The sequence below is a fragment of the Alkalihalophilus pseudofirmus genome, assembly GCF_029094545.1.
Taxonomy (GTDB): domain Bacteria; phylum Bacillota; class Bacilli; order Bacillales; family Bacillaceae_D; genus Alkalihalophilus; species Alkalihalophilus pseudofirmus.
In genome coordinates this window covers 2,488,484-2,514,829 of the sequence record NZ_CP117835.1, presented here as the reverse complement: position 1 = coordinate 2,514,829, position 26,346 = coordinate 2,488,484, and the positions used below count along the sequence as shown (strand labels likewise).

The 26,346-nt window shown below is 39.6% G+C and carries 26 protein-coding genes; 24 read left to right on the top strand and 2 right to left on the bottom strand.

Going from position 1 to position 26,346, the window contains the following annotated elements:
* The first annotated feature begins 117 nt into the window (after positions 1–117).
* The 13 genes from rny to hfq all read left to right on the top strand — a co-directional run bounded on the left by rny (position 118) and on the right by hfq (position 15,952).
* Positions 118–1,683: a ribonuclease Y gene (gene rny / locus PQ478_RS13485; RefSeq protein WP_012959312.1), complete on the top strand. Its 1,566-nt coding sequence runs from the start codon at positions 118–120 to the stop codon at positions 1,681–1,683.
* 169 nt (positions 1,684–1,852) lie between these two features.
* Positions 1,853–2,647: a TIGR00282 family metallophosphoesterase gene (locus tag PQ478_RS13480; protein WP_012959311.1), complete on the top strand. Its 795-nt coding sequence runs from the start codon at positions 1,853–1,855 to the stop codon at positions 2,645–2,647.
* A 186-nt stretch (positions 2,648–2,833) separates the two neighbouring features.
* Positions 2,834–3,094, top strand: a complete 261-nt coding sequence (locus tag PQ478_RS13475) for a stage V sporulation protein S (protein WP_012959310.1) — start codon at positions 2,834–2,836, stop codon at positions 3,092–3,094.
* A 342-nt stretch (positions 3,095–3,436) separates the two neighbouring features.
* Complete coding sequence (locus tag PQ478_RS13470; RefSeq protein WP_289234597.1) at positions 3,437–5,179, top strand: 2-oxoacid:acceptor oxidoreductase subunit alpha; 1,743 nt, start codon at positions 3,437–3,439, stop codon at positions 5,177–5,179.
* Between the two features lies 1 nt (position 5,180).
* Positions 5,181–6,047, top strand: a complete 867-nt coding sequence (locus PQ478_RS13465) for a 2-oxoacid:ferredoxin oxidoreductase subunit beta (protein WP_075682695.1) — start codon at positions 5,181–5,183, stop codon at positions 6,045–6,047.
* A 186-nt stretch (positions 6,048–6,233) separates the two neighbouring features.
* A complete protein-coding gene (miaB, locus tag PQ478_RS13460) occupies positions 6,234–7,859 on the top strand; it encodes a tRNA (N6-isopentenyl adenosine(37)-C2)-methylthiotransferase MiaB (protein WP_289234596.1) in 1,626 nt (541 codons plus the stop codon).
* Positions 7,859–8,287 carry a YlbF/YmcA family competence regulator gene (locus PQ478_RS13455; protein ID WP_075682697.1) on the top strand — a complete coding sequence of 143 codons (429 nt, stop codon included), beginning with the start codon at positions 7,859–7,861 and terminating at the stop codon, positions 8,285–8,287. The genes miaB and PQ478_RS13455 overlap by 1 nt, the downstream gene beginning before the upstream one ends.
* Before the next feature lie 247 nt (positions 8,288–8,534).
* On the top strand, positions 8,535–9,110 hold the full coding sequence (locus PQ478_RS13450; protein WP_075682698.1) for an outer spore coat protein CotE: 576 nt from the start codon (positions 8,535–8,537) through the stop codon (positions 9,108–9,110).
* Positions 9,111–9,253: 143 nt separating this feature from the next.
* Entirely contained in the window at positions 9,254–11,896 is a 2,643-nt protein-coding gene (gene mutS / locus PQ478_RS13445; protein ID WP_289234595.1) for a DNA mismatch repair protein MutS, read from the top strand.
* A 35-nt stretch (positions 11,897–11,931) separates the two neighbouring features.
* Positions 11,932–13,908, top strand: a complete 1,977-nt coding sequence (gene mutL, locus PQ478_RS13440) for a DNA mismatch repair endonuclease MutL (RefSeq protein WP_289234594.1) — start codon at positions 11,932–11,934, stop codon at positions 13,906–13,908.
* A gap of 29 nt (positions 13,909–13,937) precedes the next feature.
* The gene (locus PQ478_RS13435; RefSeq protein ID WP_289234593.1) at positions 13,938–14,729 is read left to right on the top strand and encodes a class I SAM-dependent methyltransferase; all 792 of its coding nucleotides are present in this window, start codon (positions 13,938–13,940) and stop codon (positions 14,727–14,729) included.
* Positions 14,730–14,732: 3 nt separating this feature from the next.
* Positions 14,733–15,671, top strand: coding sequence for a tRNA (adenosine(37)-N6)-dimethylallyltransferase MiaA (gene miaA / locus PQ478_RS13430; RefSeq protein WP_289234592.1), 939 nt, complete (start codon positions 14,733–14,735; stop codon positions 15,669–15,671).
* Positions 15,672–15,721: 50 nt separating this feature from the next.
* Positions 15,722–15,952, top strand: a complete 231-nt coding sequence (hfq, locus tag PQ478_RS13425) for an RNA chaperone Hfq (protein WP_012959300.1) — start codon at positions 15,722–15,724, stop codon at positions 15,950–15,952.
* 42 nt (positions 15,953–15,994) lie between these two features.
* On the opposite strand, the gene PQ478_RS13420 is transcribed toward hfq, so the two are convergent.
* Entirely contained in the window at positions 15,995–16,984 is a 990-nt protein-coding gene (locus PQ478_RS13420) for a tyrosine-type recombinase/integrase (RefSeq protein ID WP_289234591.1), read from the bottom strand.
* 174 nt (positions 16,985–17,158) lie between these two features.
* Here PQ478_RS13420 and spoVK point away from each other — a divergent pair, with 174 nt between their 5' ends.
* The 8 genes from spoVK (at position 17,159) to PQ478_RS13380 (ending at position 23,978) form a co-directional block, all read left to right on the top strand.
* Positions 17,159–18,112 (top strand): stage V sporulation protein K, encoded by a 954-nt coding sequence (gene spoVK / locus PQ478_RS13415; RefSeq protein ID WP_289234590.1) that lies wholly within the window; start codon positions 17,159–17,161, stop codon positions 18,110–18,112.
* Positions 18,113–18,187: 75 nt separating this feature from the next.
* Complete coding sequence (gene hflX / locus PQ478_RS13410; RefSeq protein ID WP_289234589.1) at positions 18,188–19,459, top strand: GTPase HflX; 1,272 nt, start codon at positions 18,188–18,190, stop codon at positions 19,457–19,459.
* A gap of 1 nt (position 19,460) precedes the next feature.
* Complete coding sequence (locus PQ478_RS13405) at positions 19,461–20,708, top strand: methionine gamma-lyase family protein (protein WP_012959296.1); 1,248 nt, start codon at positions 19,461–19,463, stop codon at positions 20,706–20,708.
* Between the two features lie 171 nt (positions 20,709–20,879).
* Positions 20,880–21,275 carry a MerR family transcriptional regulator gene (locus PQ478_RS13400; protein WP_012959295.1) on the top strand — a complete coding sequence of 132 codons (396 nt, stop codon included), beginning with the start codon at positions 20,880–20,882 and terminating at the stop codon, positions 21,273–21,275.
* Between the two features lie 107 nt (positions 21,276–21,382).
* Positions 21,383–22,732 (top strand): type I glutamate--ammonia ligase, encoded by a 1,350-nt coding sequence (glnA, locus tag PQ478_RS13395; protein WP_012959294.1) that lies wholly within the window; start codon positions 21,383–21,385, stop codon positions 22,730–22,732.
* Positions 22,733–23,045: 313 nt separating this feature from the next.
* Positions 23,046–23,378 (top strand): hypothetical protein, encoded by a 333-nt coding sequence (locus PQ478_RS13390; protein WP_289234588.1) that lies wholly within the window; start codon positions 23,046–23,048, stop codon positions 23,376–23,378.
* Positions 23,379–23,419: 41 nt separating this feature from the next.
* On the top strand, positions 23,420–23,653 hold the full coding sequence (locus PQ478_RS13385; protein ID WP_022628095.1) for a hypothetical protein: 234 nt from the start codon (positions 23,420–23,422) through the stop codon (positions 23,651–23,653).
* Between the two features lie 64 nt (positions 23,654–23,717).
* Positions 23,718–23,978 (top strand): hypothetical protein, encoded by a 261-nt coding sequence (locus PQ478_RS13380; protein WP_022628094.1) that lies wholly within the window; start codon positions 23,718–23,720, stop codon positions 23,976–23,978.
* Between the two features lie 143 nt (positions 23,979–24,121).
* Here PQ478_RS13380 and lexA read toward each other — a convergent pair whose 3' ends face one another.
* Entirely contained in the window at positions 24,122–24,745 is a 624-nt protein-coding gene (gene lexA / locus PQ478_RS13375; RefSeq protein ID WP_012959290.1) for a transcriptional repressor LexA, read from the bottom strand.
* 148 nt (positions 24,746–24,893) lie between these two features.
* Here lexA and PQ478_RS13370 point away from each other — a divergent pair, with 148 nt between their 5' ends.
* From PQ478_RS13370 to PQ478_RS13360, 3 genes are all read left to right on the top strand, one after another.
* Positions 24,894–25,187 carry a hypothetical protein gene (locus PQ478_RS13370; protein ID WP_289234587.1) on the top strand — a complete coding sequence of 98 codons (294 nt, stop codon included), beginning with the start codon at positions 24,894–24,896 and terminating at the stop codon, positions 25,185–25,187.
* The gene (locus PQ478_RS13365) at positions 25,150–25,848 is read left to right on the top strand and encodes a YneB family resolvase-like protein (protein WP_435521085.1); all 699 of its coding nucleotides are present in this window, start codon (positions 25,150–25,152) and stop codon (positions 25,846–25,848) included. The genes PQ478_RS13370 and PQ478_RS13365 overlap by 38 nt, the downstream gene beginning before the upstream one ends.
* A gap of 138 nt (positions 25,849–25,986) precedes the next feature.
* Positions 25,987–26,229: a DUF896 domain-containing protein gene (locus tag PQ478_RS13360; protein WP_022628091.1), complete on the top strand. Its 243-nt coding sequence runs from the start codon at positions 25,987–25,989 to the stop codon at positions 26,227–26,229.
* Positions 26,230–26,346 lie beyond the last annotated feature (117 nt).

Genomic DNA, 26,346 nt, shown 5'->3' with positions numbered 1-26,346 from the left:
TTTTTTGTCATATTATTTATTCCGCAACCACTGTATACTATCGTATGCATCTTTTAATTAATGAAAGTATGACACAATTGGAACCAACAATTAGATAGCAAGGGGAGGTGAAAGAATATGGAAAGTATGGTTATGTTCATCTCCATTTTGCTTGTTGTCTCTGCAGTAAGTGCAGTTGTTGGATATCTTGTTAGACGATCCATTGCAGAAGCGAAAATTTCCAGCGCGGAACATGCAGCAAAACAAATTGTTGAAGATGCTAGACGTGAAGCTGAAGCGAGTAAGAAAGAGGCCATTCTGGAAGTGAAGGATGAGGCTCACAAGATTCGCATTGAAGCTGAACAGGACATTCGTGAACGGAGAAATGAGATTCAAAAACAAGAGAATCGTTTGGTTCAAAAAGAAGAGATTCTTGACCGTAAAAGTGAAACCTTAGATAAGAAAGAGGAGTCTTTGGACAAGAGGGAGGAGTCTCTCACCAAAAAACAACGACAAGTTGAAGAGATGGATAGCAAAGTGGAGGAAATCTTGAACAAGCATCAAGCAGAGCTTGAGCGCATCTCTGGATTTTCTCGGGAAGAAGCTCGTGAGGCAATTCGTACCGAAGTTGAGCAAGAGCTTGCTCATGAAACGGCACTTATTATCAAGGAGCGAATGGCACAAGCAAAAGAAGAAGCAGATAAGAAAGCAAGAGAAGTATTATCACTTGCAATCCAGCGTTGTTCTGCTGACCATGTTGCAGAAACAACTGTATCAGTTGTCAACTTACCGAACGATGAAATGAAGGGTCGTATTATTGGTCGTGAAGGCCGTAATATCCGTGCATTAGAAACATTAACTGGGATAGACCTTATTATTGATGATACTCCTGAAGCAGTTATTTTATCAGGATTTGATCCTATTCGTCGTGAGATCGCTCGTACAGCGCTTGAGAAACTTGTACAAGATGGAAGAATTCATCCTGCTAGAATTGAAGAGATGGTTGATAAATCAAGACGTGAAGTTGATGAAGCAATTCGTGAATACGGAGAGCAGACAACCTTTGAAATGGGTATTCATGGCTTGCATCCAGATCTCATTAAGATCTTAGGTAGATTAAAATTCAGAACTAGTTACGGACAAAATGTGCTTAAGCACTCTATGGAGGTTGCACATTTAACAGGTCTGATGGCTGCTGAATTAGGTGAAGATGTGAAATTAGCTAAGCGTGCCGGCTTACTTCATGATATCGGTAAAGCAATTGACCATGAAGTAGAAGGAAGCCATGTTGAAATTGGTGTTGAGCTGGCTACGAAATACAAAGAACACCCGGTTGTCATTAATTCCATTGCTTCCCATCACGGTGATACTGAAGCAACTTCTATCATAGCGACACTTGTAGCAGCGGCAGATGCCCTATCTGCAGCAAGACCAGGTGCACGTCGTGAAACACTTGAGACGTACATTCGTCGTTTAGAGAAACTAGAAGAAATATCAGAGTCATTTGAAGGGGTAGAAAAGACGTATGCGATCCAAGCTGGTCGTGAAGTGCGTATTATGGTAAGACCGGATGTGGTTGATGATACGAGAGCTCATAAACTTGCTCGAGATATCACTAAGAAAATTGAAGATGAACTTGACTATCCAGGACATATTCGCGTTACCGTTATACGTGAGACCAGGGCAGTTGAGTATGCTAAATAAAGTGGCATTTTGCCACTTTATTTCTTTTTGTCTGAAGATGCAACGACTTTGAAAGCATGCTATGATTTACATACAATGATTTGAATTTAATGTTTTGATAACTAAGATTCGATTTCTAAGATTTGATTACAATGATTAAAGCATAATGAAGATGCATAAAGGGGTTATTATGAGAATTTTATTTATAGGTGATGTATACGGTGCACCAGGCCGTAAAATGATTGATGAATATGTACCGAAATTAAAACAGCATTACAAGCCGGCTGTTACAATTATTAACGGGGAAAATGCGGCATCCGGTCGAGGAATTACAGAAAAGATTTACAAAGGATTTCTATCAGCAGGTGCCCAAGCCGTTACACTCGGTAATCATGCTTGGGATAATAAAGGAATTTTTGAATTTATCGATCATGCGAAGACACTTGTACGTCCTGCGAATTTTCCGGCAGGCACACCTGGTGCAGGTTATACGATGGTTAAGATTAATCAATTAGAAGTCGCAGTTGTAAATCTTATGGGCAGAACATTTATGCAGCCAACGGATTGTCCATTTAAAAAAGCTGATGAGATCATTGAAGAAGTGTCCAAACGAACGCCATTCATTTTTGTGGATTTTCATGCAGAAGCAACGAGTGAAAAGCAGGCAATGGGCTGGTATTTAGATGGTAGAGTAACTGCTGTTGTAGGGACCCATACACATGTCCAAACTGCAGATAATCGAGTGTTGCCAAAAGGAACGGCCTTCATGTGTGATGTAGGGATGACAGGGCCTTATGATGGCGTACTCGGCGTAGATAAGGAAGCTGTTCTTTATAAATTTTTAACGTCTATGCCTGTTAGGTTTGAAGTTGCTGAAGGAAGGGAACAATTAAGTGGAGTGGTGATTGATGCAGATCCAAAAACTGGTCTCGCAACATCTATCGAGCGAATACTCATAAATGAGGATCACCCATTTTATCAATAATAGATGATGGCTCCTTTCTTCGCTTCATTTGTAAAAAAGACAGGAATAAGTGTAGGGTTGTAGAAATACGTATGAAGTAGAGCATCATCTTGTACAAGGCTAGGTGCTGTGATTTAAGTAACTAACTGTTCATCATCGTCTAAGGCTAGATAACCTAATTGAGACACGTATGAGGAGGTACAAGAAATGGAAGTATTAAAAGTTTCAGCAAAATCTACACCAAATTCTGTAGCTGGCGCTCTAGCCGGTGTTATCCGTGAAAAAGGGTCTGCAGAAATTCAAGCAATTGGAGCAGGAGCTCTCAACCAATCGATTAAAGCTATTGCGATTGCTAGAGGGTTTGTTGCACCAAGCGGCATTGATTTAGTATGCATTCCAGCTTTTACGGATATTCAAATTGATGGAGAAGAACGGACAGCCATTAAGCTTATTATTGAACCGAGATAGTCATTTGTAAATGACTGACAATGATCATTTTTAAAAAAGTGCAGGCCGCTTAGGCTTGCGCTTTTTTCATTTCTCTCCAGCTTTCGTCTATAGATGGAACTCTGTGTCAATTAAAGGTGAAAAAACTTGCTTTTTTCTTTGAGAAGGACTATCATTATGACGTTTGAAAGTAAATGTTTCATTTAATCAATTGTTAGTAAATCTATTAAATTACTCGGAATGATGATACACTTATTCTATTTAATACTTTTCATTATTATTCAGTTTTTAATATTACTCAGTTTTTATTATTACTTAGATAGAACATAGAGAAAAATGGCTACAGCCAAAGGAGTGGGGCAGATGAGAAACCAATTGTCTTGGAAAGTTGGAGGGCAGCAGGGTGAAGGTATTGAAAGTACCGGTGAAATCTTTGCAACAGCACTTAACCGTTTAGGGTACTATTTATATGGATATCGTCACTTTTCATCACGTATAAAAGGTGGTCACACAAATAATAAAATCCGCGTTAGTACGACACCGCTGAATTCAATTTCAGATGACTTAGATATTCTTGTAGCATTTGACCAAGAAACGATAGATGTCAATATTCATGAGCTTCGTGAGGAAGGCGTCGTTATTGCAGATGCTAAATTTAACCCAGTGCTGCCTGAAGGAAGTGTAGCTCGTTTATTCGCTGTTCCTTTTACAGAAATTGCAAATGACCTAGGTACTTCATTAATGAAGAACATGGTTGCTGTTGGGGCTTCTAGTGCAATTTTAGGATTAGAGCCAGATGAATACCGTGAAGTTGTAGAAGAAATCTTTTTGAAAAAAGGCCAATCCATTGTTGATAAAAACATGGAAGCAATTCATGCAGGAGCGGCTCATTTTAAAGAAGAAGCAGATGGAAACCTGCCAAACTTACAACTGGAAAAAGCTGATGGAAAAAAACGCATGTTTATGATTGGTAACGATGCTATTGGTATGGGTGCGGTAGCTGCAGGAAGCCGATTTATGGCTGCTTACCCGATTACACCAGCATCAGAAATTATGGAATATATGATCAAAAAGCTCCCTGAATTTGGCGGAACGGTGATTCAAACTGAAGATGAGATCGCAGCTTGTACAATGGCGATCGGTGCAAACTATGCCGGTGTACGTTCATTTACAGCCTCTGCAGGTCCTGGTCTTTCCTTAATGGCTGAAGCGATCGGCTTATCAGGTATGACTGAAACCCCGCTTGTGATTATGGATACACAGCGTGGAGGCCCTAGTACAGGACTTCCAACGAAACAAGAGCAGTCTGATTTAATGGCGATGATCTACAGCACTCATGGAGATATTCCTAAAATTGTTATCGCTCCAAGCTCGGTAGAAGAAGCTTTCTATGATACAGTAGAAGCATTTAATTTAGCCGAAGAATATCAATGCCCAGTAATCCTGGTTACTGATTTAGCTTTGTCCCTTGGGAAACAAACGGTTGAACCTCTTGATTTTAATCGAGTGGAGATCCGCCGCGGCAAACTAGATCTTGCAGCAGAGCTTCCTGAGAGAGAAAATAGTGCGTACTTTAAGCGTTATGAAGTAACAGAAGACGGCATCTCACCACGTGTGATTCCAGGGATGAAAAATGGGGTGCATCATGTAACGGGTGTTGAACATGATGAGACAGGAAAACCATCAGAAAGTCCAGAAAATCGTAAAGCGCAAATGGATAAACGTATGCGCAAAGTGAATAATCTGCCAAAACAGTTTAAAGATCCATTATTTGTAGATGCCAAGCATGACGAGGCAGATTTGTTAGTAATCGGTGTTAACTCAACCCGCGGAACGATTCAAGAAGCAATGCCGCGTCTTGAAGCTGACGGAGTAAAAGTAAACCATGCTCAAGTGCGTCTCTTGCACCCGTTCCCAGCAGATGAACTAAAGCCTTTGATTGATCGCGCTAAAAAAGTCGTTGTAGTAGAGAATAATGCGACAGCTCAGCTTGCTACGATTATTAAGATGAATATCGGAACGGACAAAATTCAAAATCTATTAAAATATGATGGAAATCCATTCTTGCCGAATGAATTACATCAATCATGCAAGGAGTTGGTCTAAGATGGCGACATTTAAAGAGTTTCGTAACAAAATAAAGCCAAACTGGTGCCCAGGTTGTGGAGACTTTTCTGTTCAAGCAGCGATTCAACGGGCGGCAGCAAATGTCGGCTTAGAGCCAGATAACCTTGCTGTAGTATCAGGGATCGGATGTTCAGGACGTATTTCAGGCTATATTAATGCATATGGTCTTCATGGGGTCCATGGCCGTGCCTTGCCGATTGCTCAAGGAGTAAAGATGGCTAATAAGGACTTAACGGTTATTGCATCCGGCGGTGACGGAGATGGATTCGCAATTGGGATGGGACACACGATCCATGCAATCCGCCGTAATATTGACGTGACCTATATCGTCATGGATAACCAAATTTACGGTCTAACAAAAGGCCAGACGTCTCCTCGTAGTGATGTCGGATTTAAAACAAAGAGTACACCAAACGGTTCTGTTGAATCAGCTCTTAATGTTATGGAAATGGCTCTTACAGCAGGTGCTACGTTTGTGGCGCAAAGCTTCTCAAGTGATCTTAAAGAACTAACGTCATTAATTGAGCAAGGAATCAACCATAAGGGCTTCTCTTTAATTAACGTTTTCAGTCCATGTGTGACATTTAACAAGGTGAATACGTATGATTGGTTTAAACAAAATATCACGAAGTTAAGCGATGTGGAAGAGTATGATGCATCTAACCGTATGACTGCAATGCAGACGCTGATGCAGCATAATGGATTAGTAACAGGGTTAATCTATCAAAATAGTCAACAGCCTTCATACCAAGAGCTTCTAGATGGCTATTCAGACCAGCCATTAGCTGCTCAGGACCTCGCTTTAGATGAAGAGAAATTCAATAAAATGATGGCTGAATTTATGTAAGAATAAAGAGTCTGGCATATGCCAGACTCTTTTCTATACAGAGAAGGCATTGATGTCATACAAGTTTCATTGTTTTTCACAAGAAACATCTTTATAATATACAATTGAACTATGTATTAGGATAATATGATTAAACGATTGCAATTGGAACGTTTCTGATCGATTCAGGTGGAAGGAGATAGAACGATGAATGAAGATCAGCGTTTAGGACGCTTAGGAAATACAGAAAGTCAATCCGAACAGGACGTAAAATCCTCAGACGGTGCAAAAAAAGATTACAGTAAGTATTTCGATTTCTCTAATGCAAAAATTATTTCAGAAGAAGAAAATAAAAAAATTATTCGTATTCAAGGCCGTGATATCCAAATCACTGATCAGCCTGATTATAAGCAAGGGAAGCGTCGAGGGAAGGAAGATGTACAAGTCCTTAGACCAGATGATTTAATTCCTGAATCCATGCAAGGAATAGGCAGTGGGAAGACATTTCACATCCGTACGTATGGCTGTCAAATGAATACGCATGATTCAGAGAACATGGCCGGCCTTCTAACGGAAATGGGCTTTACTGAAACCGATGACACAAAAGATGCAGATGTCATTTTACTTAATACGTGTGCCATTCGTGAAAATGCGGAAAATAAAGTGTTTGGTGAAATCGGGCACCTAAAGTCTTTAAAGAAAGAAAGACCGGAAGTTATTTTAGGGGTATGCGGCTGTATGTCTCAAGAAGAAAATGTCGTAAACCGCATTATGCAAAAGCATCAGCATATTGATATTATTTTTGGTACACATAATATTCACCGCTTGCCAAGCCTTCTTCAAAACGCTATTTATGGAAAAGAAATGGTGATTGAAGTTTGGTCAAAAGAAGGGGACATTGTAGAGAATATGCCCCGTAAGCGTGAAGGTAAAACTCAAGCATGGGTCAACATTATGTATGGCTGTGACAAGTTTTGTACGTACTGTATCGTACCTTATACCCGCGGTAAAGAGCGCAGTCGTCTGCCTGAGGATATTATTGATGAGGTTCGTGATCTCGCTCGCCAAGGCTACAAAGAAATTACCCTGCTAGGTCAAAATGTTAATGCGTACGGAAAAGATCTTAAAGACCGTGATTACCGCCTGGGACATTTAATGGATGATATTCATAAAATTGATATTCCACGTGTACGCTTTACAACGAGTCATCCAAGGGATTTTGATGACCATTTGATCTCGGTTTTATCCAAAGGGGGCAATCTTGTAGAACATATCCACTTGCCTGTTCAGCACGGAAATTCTGATATATTAAAGCTTATGGCACGAAAATATACAAGAGAACAGTACGTAGAGCTTGCTCATAAAATTAAAATGGCTATTCCTAATGCATCCTTTACAACAGATCTAATCGTCGGTTTCCCAAATGAGACAGAAGAGCAGTTTGAAGACACATTATCACTTGTACGCGAAATTGAGTTTGATAGTGCTTTCACTTATATTTATTCACCTCGTGAGGGAACGCCTGCTGCTAAGATGAAGGATAATGTTCCTATGGAAGTGAAAAAAGAACGTCTTGCAAGATTAAATGCCTTAGTCAACGAAATTTCAGCTAAGAAAAACCTTGATTATCAAGACCAAGTCGTAGAAGTACTCGTTGAAGGTGAAAGCAAGAAAGATCCTGATGTATTAGCAGGCCGTACACGTACAAATCGTCTTGTTAACTTTAAGGGTCCGAAGTCAATTATAGGCGAGATTGTGTATGTAAAAGTAAATGAAGCAAAAACATGGTCATTAACTGGAGAATTGGTTGAAAATGCGGAGGTGCATGTATAATGAATGCAACATATACAAGAGAAGATATTCGAATGAAAGCAAAAGAACTTGCGAAAATGATGGCTGAAACAGAAGAAGTAGATTTCTTTAAACAAGCAGAGAAAAAAATTAATGAACACCTGAGAGTACAAGAGCTGATTGCTGAGATCAAAAAGCTTCAAAAGGAAGCTGTGAATCTACAGCATTATAATAAAACAGAAGCGTTAAAAGACGTTGACCAAAAAATTGATGCGCTTCACCAGGAAATCGATGAGATTCCTCTTGTTCAAGAATTTAAGCAAAGCCAAATTGAAGTAAATGAACTGCTTCAAATGGTGTCAAAAACAATCTCTAAAACAGTGACTGATGAAATTATTACATCAATGGGCGGAGACCTTTTAAAAGGAACGACAACAAAAAGTCCTTATTTTGATGGCGGATGCCAATAACAGATCGTAACCTTATGTTCCCTAGAGGAATGTAAGGTTATTTTTTTGTTTACGTAAGTTGATTTCCTGTACTAAAACCTAATCTTGCCTCATAACGTGATAAGGAAAGAGTAACAGGTATGATATTCTTTTCGCACATTCATTAATTAGCCCGCATACAATGGGCATGAAAGAAAATGGGGGAGTAAGTAGGCAGTAGCCGACACGACCACCATGGGACGGATAAGAGAATAGGAGGTTCAATTACATGGCACAAACAAGAAATGACGGAATGTATCGGGAAATTATCACAAAGGCGGTTTGTGGGAAGGGGCGAAAATTCTCTGAGGCTACACATAAAATAAAACCTGCACACAAACCGTCAAGTATTTTAGGTTGCTGGATTATTAACCACAAATACGGTGCGCAGAAAAAAGGAAGCAATGTAGAAGTAGATGGAAGCTATGATGTGAATTTATGGTTTTCCTACAACGACAACACTAAAACGGAAGTGGCGACTCAAACGGTGAATTATACCGATGTGATCCCGCTATCGATGCAGGATCAAAACGTGTTATCAGATGATATGGAAGTATTTGCACGGGCCTTGCAGCAGCCAAATACTCTTGAGGCATCGATCTCAGAAAACGGGGAACATGTAAATGTTGAGGTAGAAAGAGAATTTGTTGTAGACTGTATCGGTGAAACAAAGATGGCGGTGGCTGTAAATCCTGATGGGATAATCGAAGAGTTTGATGTGGAAGATGACGAGTTTGATGATATTAGCGATGAAGAATATGAGAAGCTTGACCCGAATTTCCTGCATAAAGAAATGGATAATTAATACCTAGAGTCAGAAGGAGCTTATCTTTCTGACTTTTTTATGTGCTCAAATGGATAGTCTAGAGGGGTGTTGTGATCTAATGCGATGAGCAGGGCCCTGTGTTATAATAAGATGAATGTTTTTAGGAACGGTGGAGGAGAATAATGGCACAACTAACCCCAATGATGCAGCAATATGTAGACATTAAGGCACAATATGAGGATGCCTTTTTATTTTTTCGTTTAGGCGATTTTTATGAAATGTTTTTTGATGATGCTGTAAAAGCAGCACAAGAATTAGAGATCACATTAACAGGCAGAGGGCAAGGAGAGGACAGAATTCCGATGTGCGGTGTCCCTTATCATTCTGCTGATCAATATATGTCTAGGCTGGTTGAAAAAGGCTATAAAATAGCTATTTGTGAACAAGTGGAGGATCCAAAGACCGCAAAAGGTGTAGTGAAAAGAGAAGTCGTCAAGATGCTTACACCAGGAACAGTCATGGACGGAAAAATGATTCGAGAGAAAGAGAATAATTACTTGGCAAGTTTCAGTATATTTGAAGATGAATCAATTGGAATCGCACGTTGTGATCTGACAACTGGTGAAGGCGCGGTGACAATGATTCAAGGAGGACAAACTGAACTGCTGCAAGAGTTAAGTGCAACTGGTGCAAAAGAAATCGTTGTGAGCCCGAATGTAGAACGTGAACAGCTAACAGAATTAGAGCGCCTCTTAGGTGTTACGGTTTCTTATGAGGAAGAAGCAGCGCTGGATGAGAGATATAAGCATTTAGTTGAAGACCTCTCGCAATCTAAGCTTGTCACTACGTATGGAAGATTATTAAATTACTTAAGCCGCACTCAGAAACGATCACTTGACCATCTTCAAAAAGTAGAGTGGTATCATGCAGAAGAATATATGAAGCTTGATTTGCATACGAAGCGTAATTTAGAGCTTGTTGAGACGCTGCGCGAGAAAAAGAAGAAAGGTTCGCTTTTGAGCATTGTAGATCATACGGTCACTGCAATGGGCGGACGTTTATTAAAACGCTGGATTGAAAGACCTTTACTTGATGAGGCAAAAATAAGCGGGCGTCAAAAAGCAGTGACTGCCTTTATGAATGATTACTTCTTGCGTGAAGAGATTCGTGATGAGCTAAGACAAGTATATGACCTTGAACGCTTAGCAGGGCGAATTGCTTATGGAAATGTGAATGCAAGAGAGTTAGTTCAGTTGAAAAAGTCGTTACAAAAGATTCCTTTGATAGAAGAGAAAGTGACGAGTTTAGATGATTCTTTTAAAGATCGCTGGTTTACTAACGAAGCGCCGTTTGAACAAGTGATTGAATTGCTCGAGCGAAGCATCGTGGAAGACCCTCCGATTTCAATTAAGGACGGGGGGATGATCTTAGAAGGGTTTAATCAAGAGCTTGATACGTACCGGGATGCAAGTGTGAACGGAAAGAAATGGATTGCTGAACTCGAACGGAAAGAAAGACTTGAGACAGGCATTAAATCATTAAAAGTCGGATTCAATAAAGTGTTCGGATATTATTTAGAAGTGACCAGAGCAAACAGACATCTGCTTGAAGAAGGCAGGTATGAGCGAAAACAAACACTGACTAATGCTGAACGCTTTGTCACACCAGAACTGAAAGAAAAAGAAGCATTAATTCTTGAAGCAGAAGAAAAGATGGAACAGCTGGAATATGATTTATTTGTCATGATTCGAGAACAGGTAAAAGACTATGTCCCTCACTTGCAGGCACTCGCACAAACAATTAGTGAAATTGATGTGCTTTTAGGTTTTGCAACGGTCAGTGAGAAACAACATTATCAAAAACCGGTATTACGTCCAGTAGGTGATGTGCTGATTGAAGGAGGGCGTCATCCAGTTGTAGAATCAGTTATTCAAAAAGGAGAATATGTTCCAAATGATGTAGCCCTGCACCCAGGGCGTGAAATGCTCTTAATTACCGGACCTAATATGGCTGGTAAGAGTACGTATATGCGCCAGCTCGCCCTCCTGTCCATCATGGCTCAGATCGGATGTTTTGTTCCTGCAGAAAAAGCAGAGCTTCCCATTTTTGATCAAATTTTCACAAGAATTGGAGCCGCTGATGATTTAGCAAGCGGACAAAGTACATTTATGGTTGAAATGCTTGAGACACAATACGCTCTAAGTAAAGCAACGGAATGCAGTTTAATATTATTAGATGAGATTGGGCGAGGCACATCGACGTATGATGGAATGGCCCTTGCACAAGCCATCATAGAATATATTCATAATGAGATTGGAGCAAAGACATTGTTTTCAACTCATTATCATGAATTGACAGCCCTCAGTGATGAGTTAGAGCATGTTCAAAATGTCCATGTATCAGCAGTTGAAGAAGATGGCAAGGTCGTTTTCTTGCATAAAGTAGTAGATGGACAAGCTGATCGAAGTTACGGAATTTATGTGGCACAATTAGCAGAGCTTCCAAAAGAAGTGACGAGCCGAGCTGAACAATTATTAAAAGTACTTGAAGGGCAAAACCAAAAAGCTTCCATTTCAACAGAAGTGGAAATAGGGAATGAAACAGATAAATCAAAAGTGAAGGAGCCCGTCACACAGCTTTCATTATTTGGAGAAGAACTGATAGATAATAAGAATCAAAAAACTGCGGAAAAGAAAAATGACAGAAATAAACTTCATACAAAAGAAATGGATGTTCTTAAGAAGATTCAAGAGGCAGATCTGATGAACTTATCCCCTTTTGAAATAATGAAGTTAATAAATGACTGCCAGCAAGAGCTGAAGTAAGCAGGATAAATAGTGTGTGAGAGGAGGAAGAATCGATGGCTCAAATTGTTAAATTAGATGCGTTTCTGTCTAATAAGATTGCAGCTGGAGAAGTAGTCGAGCGTCCGGCGTCGATTGTAAAAGAACTGCTTGAAAATGCGTTAGATGCAAACAGTACGAATATCTTGATCGAAATGGAAGAAGGCGGAATGTCATCGATTCGCATCCTTGATAATGGCGATGGGATTCAAGCTGATGATGTAGAAACGGCTTTTTATAGACATGCGACAAGTAAAATCAAAACCGACCGCGATCTTTTCCAAATTCGCACATTAGGGTTTCGCGGGGAGGCATTGCCAAGTATAGCATCTGTGTCACATTTAACGATGAGAACGTGCACGGGTGAGGGACCAGGTGTAGAGCTGACTTTAGAAGGCGGCCATATTACTTCACGCACTCCTTCAAAAACCCGTAAAGGAACAGAAGTCATCGTTCAGAATTTATTTTATAATACCCCTGCTCGCTTGAAGTATTTAAAAACAGTACATACGGAAGCGGGCCATGTGAGTGATGTCGTCAATCGTCTGGCCTTAGCTCACCCAAATGTGGCTATCTCCCTCTATCATAACGGTAAAGAGATGCTTAAGACGAGCGGGAATAAAGATGTGAGGCAGGTTATTGCCTCGATTTACGGACGGAATGTAGCCAAAGAAATGGTTGCTGTCTCGGGTACCTCTCTTGATTATTCGATCGAGGGGTATATTGCAAAGCCTGAAGTAACAAGAGCGTCCAGACAATACATGAGTTTATTTATTAACGGGAGATATATACGTAATTTTCATCTTGCTAGAGCAGTTCAAGAAGGATTTCATACATTATTGCCGATCGGAAGGTACCCGGTTGTTGTGCTAAGTATTGAGATGGACCCTACATTAATTGATGTGAACGTACACCCATCTAAACTTGAAGTCCGTTTAAGTAAAGAAGATGAACTAGCTAAGCTTATTACCTCGTCTATTCAATCAGCTTTCAATAAACAAACTCTTATCCCTGAAATAAAACATACTACCGAAAAACCTAAACAAATACATTACCAGGAGACACTTCCATTTGAGAAGGCTACACCAGATACTGATTCGTCACTATTTGATCAATCACTATTAAATCAAGTAAATAATAGTGGTGCGCAAACAGAGGGAAATCATGCGAAGGATCCTCTGCCGTCAATCGTTAAGGAAGCTGGAACGATAGAGAAAGACGCAAATGGGAGCAAATTTTTCGATAAGGCTGAAGGAAGTAAGGTAGAAGGAGATAAGTTTGAAAAAAGTAAGGTTAAAGAAGATTATCTAGAAAAAAATCAAATAGATTCACTAGAAATGCCAGAGACGCATAAAGCAGAGGGCGACTTTGCGAGCAGTGTACATGAGCAACAAACAAACGAGCTTCATGACAGGGTTCCGGTGATGTATCCAGTTGGGCAAATGCATGGTACGTATATCGTGGCTCAAAATGAAAACGGTATGTATCTGATTGATCAACATGCTGCGCAGGAACGAATAAAATATGAGTATTATAGAGAAAAAGTAGGAGAAGTACCAAGGGAAACACAAGAGTTGTTAGTTCCGATGACGATCGAGTGCACAAACCAAGAGGCGATCATCATTGATCAGCATCTAGATGATTTGAAACAAGTAGGAGTATTTTTAGAAGAATTTGGTTCTAAAACCTATATTGTGCGTTCTCACCCTGTATGGCTGCCTAAAGGCCTTGAAGAAGAAACGATTAGAGAAATTATCGACCACCTGCTTACAACGGCAAAAATTGATATTAAACGCTTAAGAGAAGAGGCGGCTATTTTAATGAGCTGCAAAGCATCGATAAAAGCAAATCGTCATTTAAGGCAAGATGAAATGTTTGCTCTGCTTGAATCATTGCGAAAAAGCAGTGATCCTTTTACTTGTCCTCACGGAAGGCCCATTCTTATTCATTTCTCTTCATATGAACTTGAGAAAATGTTTAAGCGCGTGATGTAGAAGCTAATACTCAGAAAGAAGAGGAAAACATGATCGTAACGACTGCAAGGAAACAAGCAAGCAAATTAGAAGGAAAAGCAAAAGAAGTTGCCAGTCACCTTAATGGTCTGTTCATAAAGAGGAATGATGCCTCAGTAGATGAGCTGTTGAACACTCACGAAAGCAAAGTGATTGTCGTCGCTAAAAGCAGGTTAACGTTATATACAGAAGATAGAATGGAGCCCTTTTTCTATCATCCGAGTTCTGCTATGTTTCGTGTGAAGCAATGGTTAAGAGGGATGAGGGATCCACTCGTTGATGTGGCGGATTTAAAAGAGGGGATGAGCGTTCTTGATTGTACGCTTGGGCTTGCTTCTGACAGTTTAATGGCAAAGCTTGCGGTAGGTGAAAAAGGATGTGTCACTGGGTTAGAAGCAAATCGTGAGGCGGCTTATATTGTTAAAGAAGGTCTTAAAGAATGGCAGGAAGGGCCAAAAGTGATGATTGAGCGGATGAGGGAGATCAACGTAATTCATACTCACCATCTGCCCTATTTACAACAAGCCTCTTCCTCTTCAATTGATGTCGTTTACTTTGACCCAATGTTTGAGGTGCATGTTGAAACCTCTACAGGAATAAAAGGGTTAAAAGGCATAGCATGTCATGATGATATTGATGAAGAAGTGCTCTTTCACGCAAAACGTATAGCCAAAAAGAAAGTCGTTCTTAAAGACCATTGGCAAAGTGAACGCTTTAACAAGTTTGGATTTAAGCAAATAAAACGCCAGCATGCAGCTTTCCATTATGGTTTTATTGATGTTACTACAAATAGAGGTGTGTAAGGAATGAAAGAAAGATTAATGGCGATTGTCGGACCGACAGCAGTTGGTAAAACGGCTCTTAGCATTCATGTGGCAAAGGCAATGAATGGCGAAATTATTAGCGGAGATTCGATGCAGATATATAAGGGTATGGATATTGGAACGGCTAAGGTGACAAAAGAGGAACAAGAGGGCATCCCGCATTATCTCATTGATATTAAAGAGCCGGACAAGCCTTTTTCAGTAGCTGAATTCCAAGAATTATGCCGCCCGCTTATTACTGATATCACTAAGAGAGGGAAGCTGCCAATCTTGGTTGGCGGTACAGGGCTTTATGTGAATGCTGTCACACACGGATTTGATTTTGCCGAAGTTCCGACAGATGTTACGTATCGAAAAAAGCTTGAAGAAGAAACCGAGAAGAACGGTAACGAAGCGCTCTATCAAAAGCTGATGGAGATCGACCCTAAAGTATGTGAAAAGATTCATCCTAATAATGTAAGGAGGGTCATCCGGGCTCTAGAAGTAAACTATGTGACCGGTGAATTATTTTCAGAGCAGCAAACCGAAGAAAAACAAGAATCCTTGTATAATTTAGTGATGATTGGGTTAACAATGGATCGTGTAGACTTATATGACCGCATTAATAAACGAGTAGATTTAATGGTAGAAGCTGGCCTTTTTGATGAGGTGAAACACTTTTATGATCAAGGGCTCCGTGATTGTCAATCGATTCAAGCGATTGGTTATAAAGAGATTTATGCTTATTTTGACGGACTTTATACAAGGGATGAAGCGATTGAGGTGTTAAAGCAAAACTCGCGAAGATATGCCAAAAGACAGCTCACCTGGTTCAAAAATAAAACGGATGCTGCATGGTATTCTGTGTCTGCCTTTGAGCCAACAAAGCACTATCAAGACATTGTAAATTTCACAGTAGACAAATTTTTAGAAGGAAATTGAAAAAAGAACTCGAATAAACAAGGATAGAGATATAAAGAGGAGGACTTCTAATGAAACAATCCATCAACATTCAAGATCAATTTTTGAACCAACTACGCAAAGAAAACATCTCGGTAACTGTCTTTTTATTAAACGGCTTTCAATTACGCGGCCATGTTAAGGGCTTTGATAATTTTACGATTATTCTCGAGTCTGAAGGGAAGCAGCAGCTTGTATATAAACATGCGATCTCAACCTTCGCTCCTCAACGCAATGTTCAATTGAAATCTGATGAAGTATAAGAAATCATTTATAAAAGCTTTGGACTTTTGTCCAAAGCTTTTTTATTGTAATTCTCGTTTTTGCTCTTCTGTTAATTGATTGATGGTAAGAGTGTAGCGCTTAAGTGATAGAAGTGATTTAAAGCTAAGCTGCTGCTGCAAGGAGATCGCATCGTCACCATTTAGCAGTTTTCTAAGAATATAGGTGTGTCTTAAATGCTGCGCTGAAATGCCTTTCCGCAGCCCCGCTCTTTCCACTTCCTGTCGAATCATTTTTTGAATAGAGATTATCGTTAATTGCTTCGGTTGATCTTCTTCGTATGACCAGCGGAACGTACCGCGTTGAAAATCAAAGGCTACAAAAAAAGGCTCATCTGAAAAAAGCTTAGGTCTTACCGCTTCTGGAATCGTCTTTAAGTAGTTGTAGGCAAGCTGTTTATGCTCGTGAGTGATCGGTACAATTCTTGATATCCCTTTTTCAGATTGGACACGTATCTCATTTCGTTCAAATCGTACATCACGAGTGGTAAGGGAAGCTGCCTCGTGGAGAGAACATCCATAATGCAATAATAAATGTAAAAGACATTCGTTACGAGCAATTAATAGAGGGCGTGCTCTCATTTGATTTTCACTTAATCCTTCATAAGAACGAACGACAGAAAAGAGCTGGTCGGCTTCAGCAGAGCTTACCCATTCCTTTCGTTGTAAGGGAGTTTGAATCAATTCTGGCTGAGTGTAGAAAAGAATAGCGTGTGTCTGAAGTTGTCCTTTTTTTATATAAAATCTTGCTAATTGTTGAATCACGGAATAAATTCTTCTTGTTGTACGTATTTTGTAGGAACGATGTTTAATTAACTCGTCAAAGAAAAGGGCCATTTCCTCATTTGAAAGAGAGTCAAAGCCCTCTATTGTTAATGGTTTATTGTGATCCTTCATCCACTCAAGGAAATCTAGAAGGTCATAACGATATCGTTTTATCGTAGCCTCCTTCCGTCCCTTTTCATATAAAGAGTCAAGATAATCTGTAATAAATTCAGGTGTGGAAACAGACATGTATGAATCCCTCCCTTTCTATGAATGTATTATAGCAAAAAAATAGGAATATTTTCATTTTCATCCTCATCCTTCTAGGCATTTGTCACACTTTCATTTCACTTAGCGTATGAATAAGAATGAATAGCTACTGTCTTGTAATGCACCGAACTCGGTAATAAAGGGGTGTTTTGCATGAATGACCGAGTCAATACGAGAAAGAATGGGCGTATTAATGTTGTTTTAAACCACAAACAGACTCAACATACAAATGAAGCAGATTCCTTATTTAAATCTGAGCAAGATCGCCAAAAACATGAAATTTTAGATCGTTTTGAAAAGGAGCTTGAAGAGTACGTAGGATTAAATGAAGTGAAAAGGCTGATAAAAGAAATCTATGCGTGGCTCTATATTAATCAAAGACGAAAAGAATTAGGACTTAGAGCTTCTAAGCAAGTGCTTCATATGATCTTCAAAGGAAATCCAGGGACGGGAAAGACAACGGTTGCTCGTATGATCGCTTCTTTTTTTCATGAAATGAATGTATTAGCGAAAGGTCAATTAATTGAAGTGGAGAGAGCAGATTTAGTAGGGGAATATATTGGTCACACGGCTCAAAAAACACGTGAGGTCATTAAGAAAGCAAATGGCGGGGTATTATTTATTGATGAAGCTTATTCATTGTCGCGCGGAGGAGAAAAAGATTTCGGAAAGGAAGCCATCGATACTCTAGTAAAAGCGATGGAAGACCAACAGCATGAATTTGTGTTGATTTTAGCTGGGTATCAAAGAGAAATGGAGTATTTTCTTTCGTTAAATCCAGGACTCCCATCGCGGTTTCCAATTGCAATTGACTTCCCAAATTACACATCAGAAGAGCTGCTTGAGATGGCCGCAAGGATGGTGATTGAAAGAGAGTATGAGCTTACGGATGAGGCAAAGAGACACGTAAAAGAACATTTGAGGAAATTAAGGCTTGAACAAGAAAAGACATTTTCAAATGGTAGATATATTCGTAATATTATAGAGGAAGCTATTCGTATGCAGGCTGTTCGGTTATTGAAAGAGGGGCTGTATGATCGTGAATCCCTTGTGACTCTACAAAAAGAAGATTTTAATTTTGATGCTTCTCATGTTAAGCTTAAGTAATGAGCAGGGGCCGGGCGTGTGTGTGCCTGGCTTTTTTAGATAAGATTATGATGTTGAAGTGAGGATGTGCCAAATATGCAAGATATAAAGCAAAGGGATATAGAGCATGTAATACTTGTAGGGTGCCAAGTGAATCGAGAGGACGAAGAGTTTGAACAATCGATCGCAGAGCTTGAGAGCCTTGCTAAAACCGCCAAGGGAAAAGTCGTAGGAACGATCACACAAAAAAGAGAAAAGGTTGAGCCTTCTACGTATGTCGGAAAAGGGAAAGTGCAGGAGCTTGTTCACCTTATAGAAGAGACAGAAGCTGATCTTGTTATTTTCAATGATGAATTACAAGCAAGTCAAATGAGAAACCTTCATGCCGAGTGCGGTATAGCGGTTATCGATAGAACTCAGTTGATTCTTGATATATTTGCCTCGCGGGCAAAATCCAGAGAGGGTAAGCTGCAAGTGGAATTAGCCCAGCTTAAATATCTGCTTCCCAGGTTATCTGGACAAGGTCTAGCTCTATCAAGACAAGGAGGCGGAATCGGAACAAGAGGTCCGGGGGAAACGCAGCTTGAGACGGACCGGCGTCATATTAGAAGGAGAATGAATGAAATTGAGCGGCAGCTTGAAGCGGTCGTTAATCACAGGGGAAGATATCGTGAAAAACGTAAAAAGAATGCTGCTATACAACTTGCTTTAGTCGGGTATACAAATGCAGGGAAATCAACTCTTTTAAACAGGTTAACAAAAGCCGACACGCTTGAAGAAGATCAATTATTTGCCACGCTTGATCCGACGACAAGGCAGCTTCACCTTCCAAGTGGATTTTCAGTGTTAATGTCTGATACCGTTGGATTTATTCAGGATTTGCCAACGACCCTTGTTGCATCATTCCGCTCCACGTTAGAGGAGCTAAAAGAAGCTGATTTATTATTACATGTTGTTGATTGCTCTCATCCGGATTATGAACAGCATGAAAGAACGGTAATTAAATTAATAGAAGAATTAGAAGCGCACTCCATACCGCAGTTGCTCATCTATAATAAAGCCGATCAAAAAACGGATGTTTTTATTCCGACTCATACAAAAGACTCAATCATAATGAGTGCTTATAATGAGGAAGATCTGCTCGCTTTAAAGGTGAAAATTGAACAAGCATTAAAGGGAATGATGATGCCTTATCGATCAATCATTAAAGCAGATGAAGGTCATATTTTAGCTGCTGCTAGACAAGAAACAATGATTCATACCCAGCAATTTGATGAATCCAGGGAAGCTTATGTCATTGAAGGACATGCTTTAGAAAATACATCTATTTATAGTCAGCTCAAAGAACGTTTACTGAAGGAGTCATAAAATGTACGAAACATTTACACATCAAGAAAAACTTAAGCAACTCATGAAAAAAGCAGAGGAAAACATTGCCGGCCACCACCGTGAGATTGAAGAAACCGCTCTTTTCAATCAAGCAAAGGTAATGGCTTCCTTTAAGACGCATCAAGTATCTGATTTTCATTTTACACCCTCTACTGGCTATGGATATGACGATGCAGGAAGAGATACTTTAGAAAGTGTTTATGCTGATGTGTTCGGCGGTGAAGCCGCACTCGTTCGTCCGCAGATTATTTCAGGGACACACGCGATTGCTACGGCATTATTTGGAGTGCTTAGGCCTGGCGATGAACTTTTATACATCACAGGAAAGCCCTATGATACCCTTGAAGAGATCGTTGGAATCAGAGGTAATGGAAATGGATCGTTAAAGGAATTTGGAATAAGCTATAAAGCAGTTCCGTTAGTAGAAGATGGCTGGATTGATAAAAATGCAATCAGAGAGGCGATTCATACTAATACAAAAATGATAGGGATTCAACGTTCAAAAGGCTACGGGGATCGTCCTTCTTATTTCATTCACGAAATAAAAGAAATGATTGACTTTGTACGCTCAATTAAAGAGGACGTTATTGTTTTTGTTGATAATTGCTACGGCGAATTTGTTGAAACATTAGAACCGACTCAAGTGGGGGCTAATCTAATTGCCGGCTCCTTAATTAAAAATCCTGGCGGCGGCCTTGTTAAAACTGGCGGCTATATTGTCGGGGATAAGGAATTAATTGAACTTGCTTCCTATCGTCTTGCTGCACCTGGTATTGGGGCTGAAGGCGGTGCTAGCTTATACAGCCTGCTAGAAATGTACCAAGGATTTTTCTTAGCTCCCCATGTCGTATCTCAAGCCTTAAAGGGCGCTGTATTTACAGCAGCATGCTTAGAAGAAGCAGGAATGGAGACTTCTCCTCATTGGGATGAAAGACGTACAGATTTAATTCAATCTGTTCGCTTTAAAGATGCTGAAACAATGATTGCATTCTGCCAAGAGATCCAAGCCGCTTCTCCGATAAATGCGCATGTTAAACCGCAGCCAAGTTATATGCCGGGGTATGAAGATGATGTGATTATGGCGGCAGGCACATTTATTCAAGGAGCAAGCATCGAGTTAACTGCCGATGGCCCAATAAGACCTCCTTACCTTGCGTACGTGCAAGGCGGACTTACTTATGAACACGTAAAACTTGCCGTTTTACAAGCACTTGATCGAATAATATAAAAGAGGGCGTTCAATCTGTTCGGTTGAACGCTTTTTTTACTGAAGATATTTCTGAACTTTCTATTTAAAGAGAAAATATCGAAAAATTTTATGTAAGGGAAGCTGACATGAGTTTGACAAAGAAACTGACATTGTTTATACTAATCTATGAGAAGACAAGGAGGTGGCAAGATGAATGATGAAATTCGTCGCAGCATGCCTTTATTTCCGATAGGGATAGTAATGAAGCTGACAGAACTTACAGCTAGGCAGATTCGTTATTATGAGCAGCATGAATTAATAAAGCCTGCTAGAACCGATGGGAATCAACGATTATTCTCGTTTAATGATGTAGATCGATTATTAGAGATTAAAGCGTTGCTAGATCAAAAGGTTAACATTTCAGGAATTAAACAAATTATTCAAATGAAACAGCAAGTGCAAATGCGTACTGATCAAGAAGAAGCTTCTAAAAAGCCGCTTTCTGACCGAGAATTAAGAAACCATCTTAAAAAAGATTTAATGATGGCAGGAAGAAACGGCAGGGCATCAATTATTCAAGGTCAGTTATCTAGATTTTTCCATTAAAAAGGCTGTATGAATCGGTTTCGTATGAATGGAATCAGGGTATTCTAGTTTAGGGAACCGATTCTGCAAATACATTTTTAAAGAATTTGAAAGGGGAATACATAACAATGTCAAAGTACACACGCGAAGATATTATGCGAATTGCTGAGGAAGATAACGTAAGATTTATTCGTTTACAATTTACTGATCTATTAGGAACAATTAAAAACGTAGAAATCCCAGTTGATCAGCTTGAAAAAGCATTAGATAACAAAATGATGTTTGATGGTTCATCAATTGAAGGGTTTGTTCGTATTGAGGAATCAGATATGTATCTATATCCAGATCTTGATACATGGGTTGTCTTCCCTTGGACGCCGGAAAAAGGTAAAGTGGCACGTTTAATCTGTGATATTTATCAACCAGGTGAGCCAGGTGAAGAGCCGACACCATTTGAAGGTGATCCTCGTGGTATTTTAAAGCGCGTTTTAGCTGAAGCGAAGGATATGGGCTTTACTGCATTCAATATTGGTCCTGAGCCAGAGTTCTTCTTATTCAAGAATGATGCAAACGGTGAACCGACTCTAGAACTTAATGACAAAGGTGGGTACTTTGATTTATCACCAACTGATTTAGGTGAGAACTGCCGCCGTGACATCGTTTTAGAACTTGAAGATATGGGCTTTGACATTGAAGCTTCTCACCATGAGGTTGCTCCAGGCCAGCACGAAATTGATTTTAAATATGCTGATGCGGTTACAGCGTGTGACCATATTCAAACATTTAAATTAGTAGTTAAAACAATTGCACGTAAGCATGGTTTGCATGCGACGTTCATGCCTAAGCCGTTATTTGGTGTAAATGGTTCTGGTATGCACTGTAACATGTCATTATTTGACGAAACCGGCAACGTATTTTATGACGAGTCTACAGATTCGCAGCTTAGTGAAACAGCTATGCATTTCTTAGGCGGTACTCTAAAGCATGCTGAAGCTTTCACAGCTATTACGAACCCAATCGTGAATTCATACAAACGTTTAGTTCCAGGATATGAGGCTCCTGTATATGTGGCTTGGTCAATGAAAAACCGCAGCCCGCTAGTACGTATTCCTTCTTCTCGCGGTGTGAGTACTCGTATTGAAGTTCGTAGTCCAGACCCGGCTGCTAACCCTTACCTTGCAATGGCTGTTCTTCTTGCTGCAGGTCTTGATGGAATCAAGAAGAAAATGACGCCGCCACCAGCAACAGATCGTAACATCTACGTAATGAGTAAAGAAGAGCGTGTAGAAGAAGGTATCAATGACCTTCCAGCTACACTTAAAGATGCTCTTGATAAGCTTGTTAAAGACGAAGTTCTTGTAAAAGCTCTTGGTGAGCATGCAGTGGAGCACTTTGTTGAAGCAAAAGAAATCGAGTGGGACATGTTCCGCACACAAGTTCACCCTTGGGAGCGCGAGCAATATATGTCATCTTATTAATACAGTTAACCCCTTTAACTCAGTTAAAGGGGTTTTCTTTACTTCTTAATCCCTCTAAACTTTACCAACTTCTATATATCTACACAAGTCGTGTAGATCATCGTAACTGTCAGGCTTTGAATATATTCCTTCACAAAAAAACTGCATTTATAATGCTTTCTTGAGATCTGATTAGTTTTAATCCCATAAAATGTTTCGCATACGCTTTTATGAAATTAATGTAAAAAAATAAACAAAAACTAGAGTCTTGTCTATACGCTATCATACTACATGACATACATATAAGTATTCCAAGAAAAAAGGAGGGAAAGTTATGTGGTGGTGTCATAAGAAATGTGATCACGGTGGCTCTGACGTATGGGCAAATAACAAGAATGAAAATAAGGTAGAAAATGAGAATACTTTAAAAGATAAGAACTACAACTATAACGTTAACTATTCCTATGTAGAAGATAGTGGAAACTCTAATGTTAATGTATTTGTAGATACTGAGGCGTTTGCTAGAGCAAATGCACGCAGCGGCGATGGCGGCGGCCCAGTAGCAGGTGATCAAGATCGCAGGCGCCGGAGGGATCGCGATAGAGGTCCTGTAGCAGGCGACCGCAGAAGAAAACATTGCTGTAAATGCTGGAATTGGTTTTGGTAGGCAGCTAAGAAGTTAAGACCATAATTGAGGAGGAGAATAAAATGGGTCGTAAGAAAAGAGAAAGACGTCGTGATGTTGCTGGTGTTTGGTTAAATGCAGAAGTTGATAGTCATAATAAGAACCGCAACCGTGTAGATAATGAAAATACGTTAAAGGATAAGAACTACAACTTTAACTTTAATGAGTCTTATGTAGATGACAGCGGGAACTCAGAAGTAGACGTTTTCGTAGATGCAGAAGCTTATGCTCGTGCACGTGCACGTTCACGTAGATAATTCCGTTATTTAATGGGTATTAGCATAGCTAATGCCCATTTCAACATAAGAGAGGTGAATGACGATGCAACATCGTAATCGTAATCAAACAGAAACGAAAGCTTTCGTTCATGAAAGTGGAAATTCAGATGTTGATGTAACCGTAAATATTGACACTTCTGCTTTAGCGTATGCCTTTGCATGTTACTTATTTGCAGATGGACGGTTGGATCAGAATCAATATCGTACGATGGTAAGAGAGATGGACCGGCAGTTTAGACGAAGAGGGTATAAAACGAGCAAAGAAGATCACAATGCTCCGCTCATAAGGCCGTGGGCGTTTTAAACTCTTGTTCATATAGATGAAAAGTTTGAAAGCTTTCTAGCTTTTAAACTTTTCATCTTTTTTTTATAAATACAATCATAAAAAAAGCTTGTCCTCATAATATAGAGAACAAGCGTATTGAGGACAAGCTTTTATATGAATATTTAATGAAGGGTACGGAACACTCCGATGACTTTTCCGAGAACCGTTACATCTTTTAGTAAGATTGGTTCCATAGTAGAATTCTCCGGCTGCAATCGGATGTAATCTTTTTCACGGAAGAAGCGTTTCACTGTCGCTTCATTTTCTTCCGTCATTGCGACAATGATATCGCCGTTATTAGCAGTTTGTTGCTGACGGACAATGACCATATCGCCATCGTAAATACCGGCTTCAATCATACTATCTCCTTGGATAACAAGAACATAAACGGAATCATTTGTTACCAAGTGATCAGGAAGAGGCAAGTATTCCTCAACGTTCTCAATGGCGGTAATAGGCATACCGGCTGTGACTTTACCTACAATCGGAACGTAAGCCGTTTTCTTCTCATGCACAACTGGGTCTAGCTCATCCATTTCTAGTACTTCGATTGCTCTAGGCTTGGTAGGGTCTCGTCTGATTAAACCTTTTTTCTCAAGTCTAGATAAATGGCCGTGAACAGTTGAACTTGACGCTAGTCCCACCGCTTCTCCAATCTCACGTACAGAAGGGGGATAACCTTTTTTCTTCACTTCTATCTTAATGTAATCTAGGATTTCTTGTTGACGTTTTGATAGTTTTGACACGAATAACACCTCGCTTTTGTTTCCTTCTTGACTAAATTGTACCATGCGAACATACGTAATGCAAACATAAGTTCTAAAATTAGCTTGACACAAACGAGTGTTCTCATTTATAGTGAATGGGAACAAACATTCTTATGGGGTGATGAAAATGATCAGAAAATTTTCAGGACAAGAATTATTTATTATGATTACTGCGGTTTTCGCATTGATGTTTATGTATAGCTCGATTCTTTTCTCTGGCGGAAATATAGACCAAGATGATATGACAAATACGATTGCACAAGAGTATGATTTAGTTAATAATGAGCAAGAGCCGCTCTCAAACGGTGAAGTTATAAAAGCCGGCCAATTAGATGCTTTAGACAAAGATGAATCAACAAAGGAGATTGAAAATCTGTATGCCTATGCGTACGAACAAAAAGACAAGCAAAATGATAAATAATAACCAAGCTATTATTTATTGTAGAGTAAGCACAGAAAAAGAAACACAGCAAACATCCATCGAAAGACAGAAAAGTGAATTAGAAAAGATAGCTGAAGATTACGGGCTAGAAGTGGTGCACGTAATTGAAGAGAAAGCAAGCGGTTATGAAATCGATCGTGAAGGAATATTGAAATTACTAGACCTTATTAAGGAAGACAAAGCACAATCAGTTTTGGTCCAAGATGATACTCGGCTTGGGCGCGGACATGCGAAGATGGCTATCCTTCATCAGCTCCGAAAAGATGATATTACAATCTATACGATTCAGGATGAGGGAGAGCTGCGCCTATCGGAAGCAGATTCGATGGTTCTTGATATCGTCTCAATTGTTGAAGAGTATCAACGTAAATTACATAATTTGAAAATAAAGCGAGGGATGAGGGCAGCGGTGGAAAGGGGATATAGACCTCAAGATAATCTAAGCGGCGAAAGAATAGGCGGCAGGGATAAAAAGGAAGTACCCATTGAAGATATTGTCCGGCTTCGTGAGCGTAAATTAACTTTTCATGATATAGCTGCGACATTAAGAGGTTTCGGTTATGATGTTTCAAAAGCCACTGTCCATCGCCGGTATCGTGAATATGAAGAAGCGAAATCAAATCAAGATTTAAACAGCTAAATTAGCTCGTAAAGCTCAATACACCTCACTTGATAGTGTTTATAGATTCATGATACAGTAGGATTTGTTCATATTTAGATATGTACATTTTAAATGTGATCATATTTACGCGTGTTCATTTTAAAGGTGGTGAATCAAATGCTATCAAAAGATAAGATTGCTAGAATTAATGAGCTTTCTAAACGATCAAAATCAACAGGCTTAACGAAATCAGAGGAAAAAGAGCAGCAAGCTCTTAGAAAAGAATATATCCAAACGTTCCGTAAATCCTTCAAAAATCAGCTGCACTCCGTAAAAGTAGTAGATGAAGAGGGAAATGATGTGACACCTCAAGCATTGAAAGATAGTAAACAGAAGAAGAACGGCGGCTTCACCCATTAAAACTCTCTTTTTTATAAAGAGGGTTTTTCTTTTCTATAAAAACACCTCTTAAATATAGGATAAGACTTCTGTAGTTGAGAAATAGTAAGGAGAGTGTCAAAATGCAACAAACCGGTG

Bases quoted from the DNA above. Each gene is read 5' to 3' on its own strand.
- glnA (WP_012959294.1), top strand. From the start codon at position 21,383: ATGTCAAAGTACACACGCGAAGATATTATGCGAATTGCTGAGGAAGAT.
- PQ478_RS13480 (WP_012959311.1), top strand. From the start codon at position 1,853: ATGAGAATTTTATTTATAGGTGATGTATACGGTGCACCAGGCCGTAAA.
- spoVK (WP_289234590.1), top strand. From the start codon at position 17,159: ATGAATGACCGAGTCAATACGAGAAAGAATGGGCGTATTAATGTTGTT.
- hfq (WP_012959300.1), top strand. From the start codon at position 15,722: ATGAAACAATCCATCAACATTCAAGATCAATTTTTGAACCAACTACGC.
- PQ478_RS13380 (WP_022628094.1), top strand. From the start codon at position 23,718: ATGCAACATCGTAATCGTAATCAAACAGAAACGAAAGCTTTCGTTCAT.
- PQ478_RS13455 (WP_075682697.1), top strand. From the start codon at position 7,859: ATGAATGCAACATATACAAGAGAAGATATTCGAATGAAAGCAAAAGAA.
- PQ478_RS13400 (WP_012959295.1), top strand. From the start codon at position 20,880: ATGAATGATGAAATTCGTCGCAGCATGCCTTTATTTCCGATAGGGATA.
- PQ478_RS13450 (WP_075682698.1), top strand. From the start codon at position 8,535: ATGGCACAAACAAGAAATGACGGAATGTATCGGGAAATTATCACAAAG.
- PQ478_RS13405 (WP_012959296.1), top strand. From the start codon at position 19,461: ATGTACGAAACATTTACACATCAAGAAAAACTTAAGCAACTCATGAAA.
- PQ478_RS13475 (WP_012959310.1), top strand. From the start codon at position 2,834: ATGGAAGTATTAAAAGTTTCAGCAAAATCTACACCAAATTCTGTAGCT.
- mutS (WP_289234595.1), top strand. From the start codon at position 9,254: ATGGCACAACTAACCCCAATGATGCAGCAATATGTAGACATTAAGGCA.
- rny (WP_012959312.1), top strand. From the start codon at position 118: ATGGAAAGTATGGTTATGTTCATCTCCATTTTGCTTGTTGTCTCTGCA.
- mutL (WP_289234594.1), top strand. From the start codon at position 11,932: ATGGCTCAAATTGTTAAATTAGATGCGTTTCTGTCTAATAAGATTGCA.
- miaB (WP_289234596.1), top strand. From the start codon at position 6,234: ATGAATGAAGATCAGCGTTTAGGACGCTTAGGAAATACAGAAAGTCAA.
- PQ478_RS13435 (WP_289234593.1), top strand. From the start codon at position 13,938: ATGATCGTAACGACTGCAAGGAAACAAGCAAGCAAATTAGAAGGAAAA.
- PQ478_RS13390 (WP_289234588.1), top strand. From the start codon at position 23,046: ATGTGGTGGTGTCATAAGAAATGTGATCACGGTGGCTCTGACGTATGG.
- miaA (WP_289234592.1), top strand. From the start codon at position 14,733: ATGAAAGAAAGATTAATGGCGATTGTCGGACCGACAGCAGTTGGTAAA.
- PQ478_RS13420 (WP_289234591.1), bottom strand. From the start codon at position 16,984: ATGTCTGTTTCCACACCTGAATTTATTACAGATTATCTTGACTCTTTA.
- PQ478_RS13465 (WP_075682695.1), top strand. From the start codon at position 5,181: ATGGCGACATTTAAAGAGTTTCGTAACAAAATAAAGCCAAACTGGTGC.
- PQ478_RS13370 (WP_289234587.1), top strand. From the start codon at position 24,894: ATGATCAGAAAATTTTCAGGACAAGAATTATTTATTATGATTACTGCG.
- PQ478_RS13360 (WP_022628091.1), top strand. From the start codon at position 25,987: ATGCTATCAAAAGATAAGATTGCTAGAATTAATGAGCTTTCTAAACGA.
- hflX (WP_289234589.1), top strand. From the start codon at position 18,188: ATGCAAGATATAAAGCAAAGGGATATAGAGCATGTAATACTTGTAGGG.
- PQ478_RS13365 (WP_435521085.1), top strand. From the start codon at position 25,150: ATGCGTACGAACAAAAAGACAAGCAAAATGATAAATAATAACCAAGCT.
- PQ478_RS13470 (WP_289234597.1), top strand. From the start codon at position 3,437: ATGAGAAACCAATTGTCTTGGAAAGTTGGAGGGCAGCAGGGTGAAGGT.
- PQ478_RS13385 (WP_022628095.1), top strand. From the start codon at position 23,420: ATGGGTCGTAAGAAAAGAGAAAGACGTCGTGATGTTGCTGGTGTTTGG.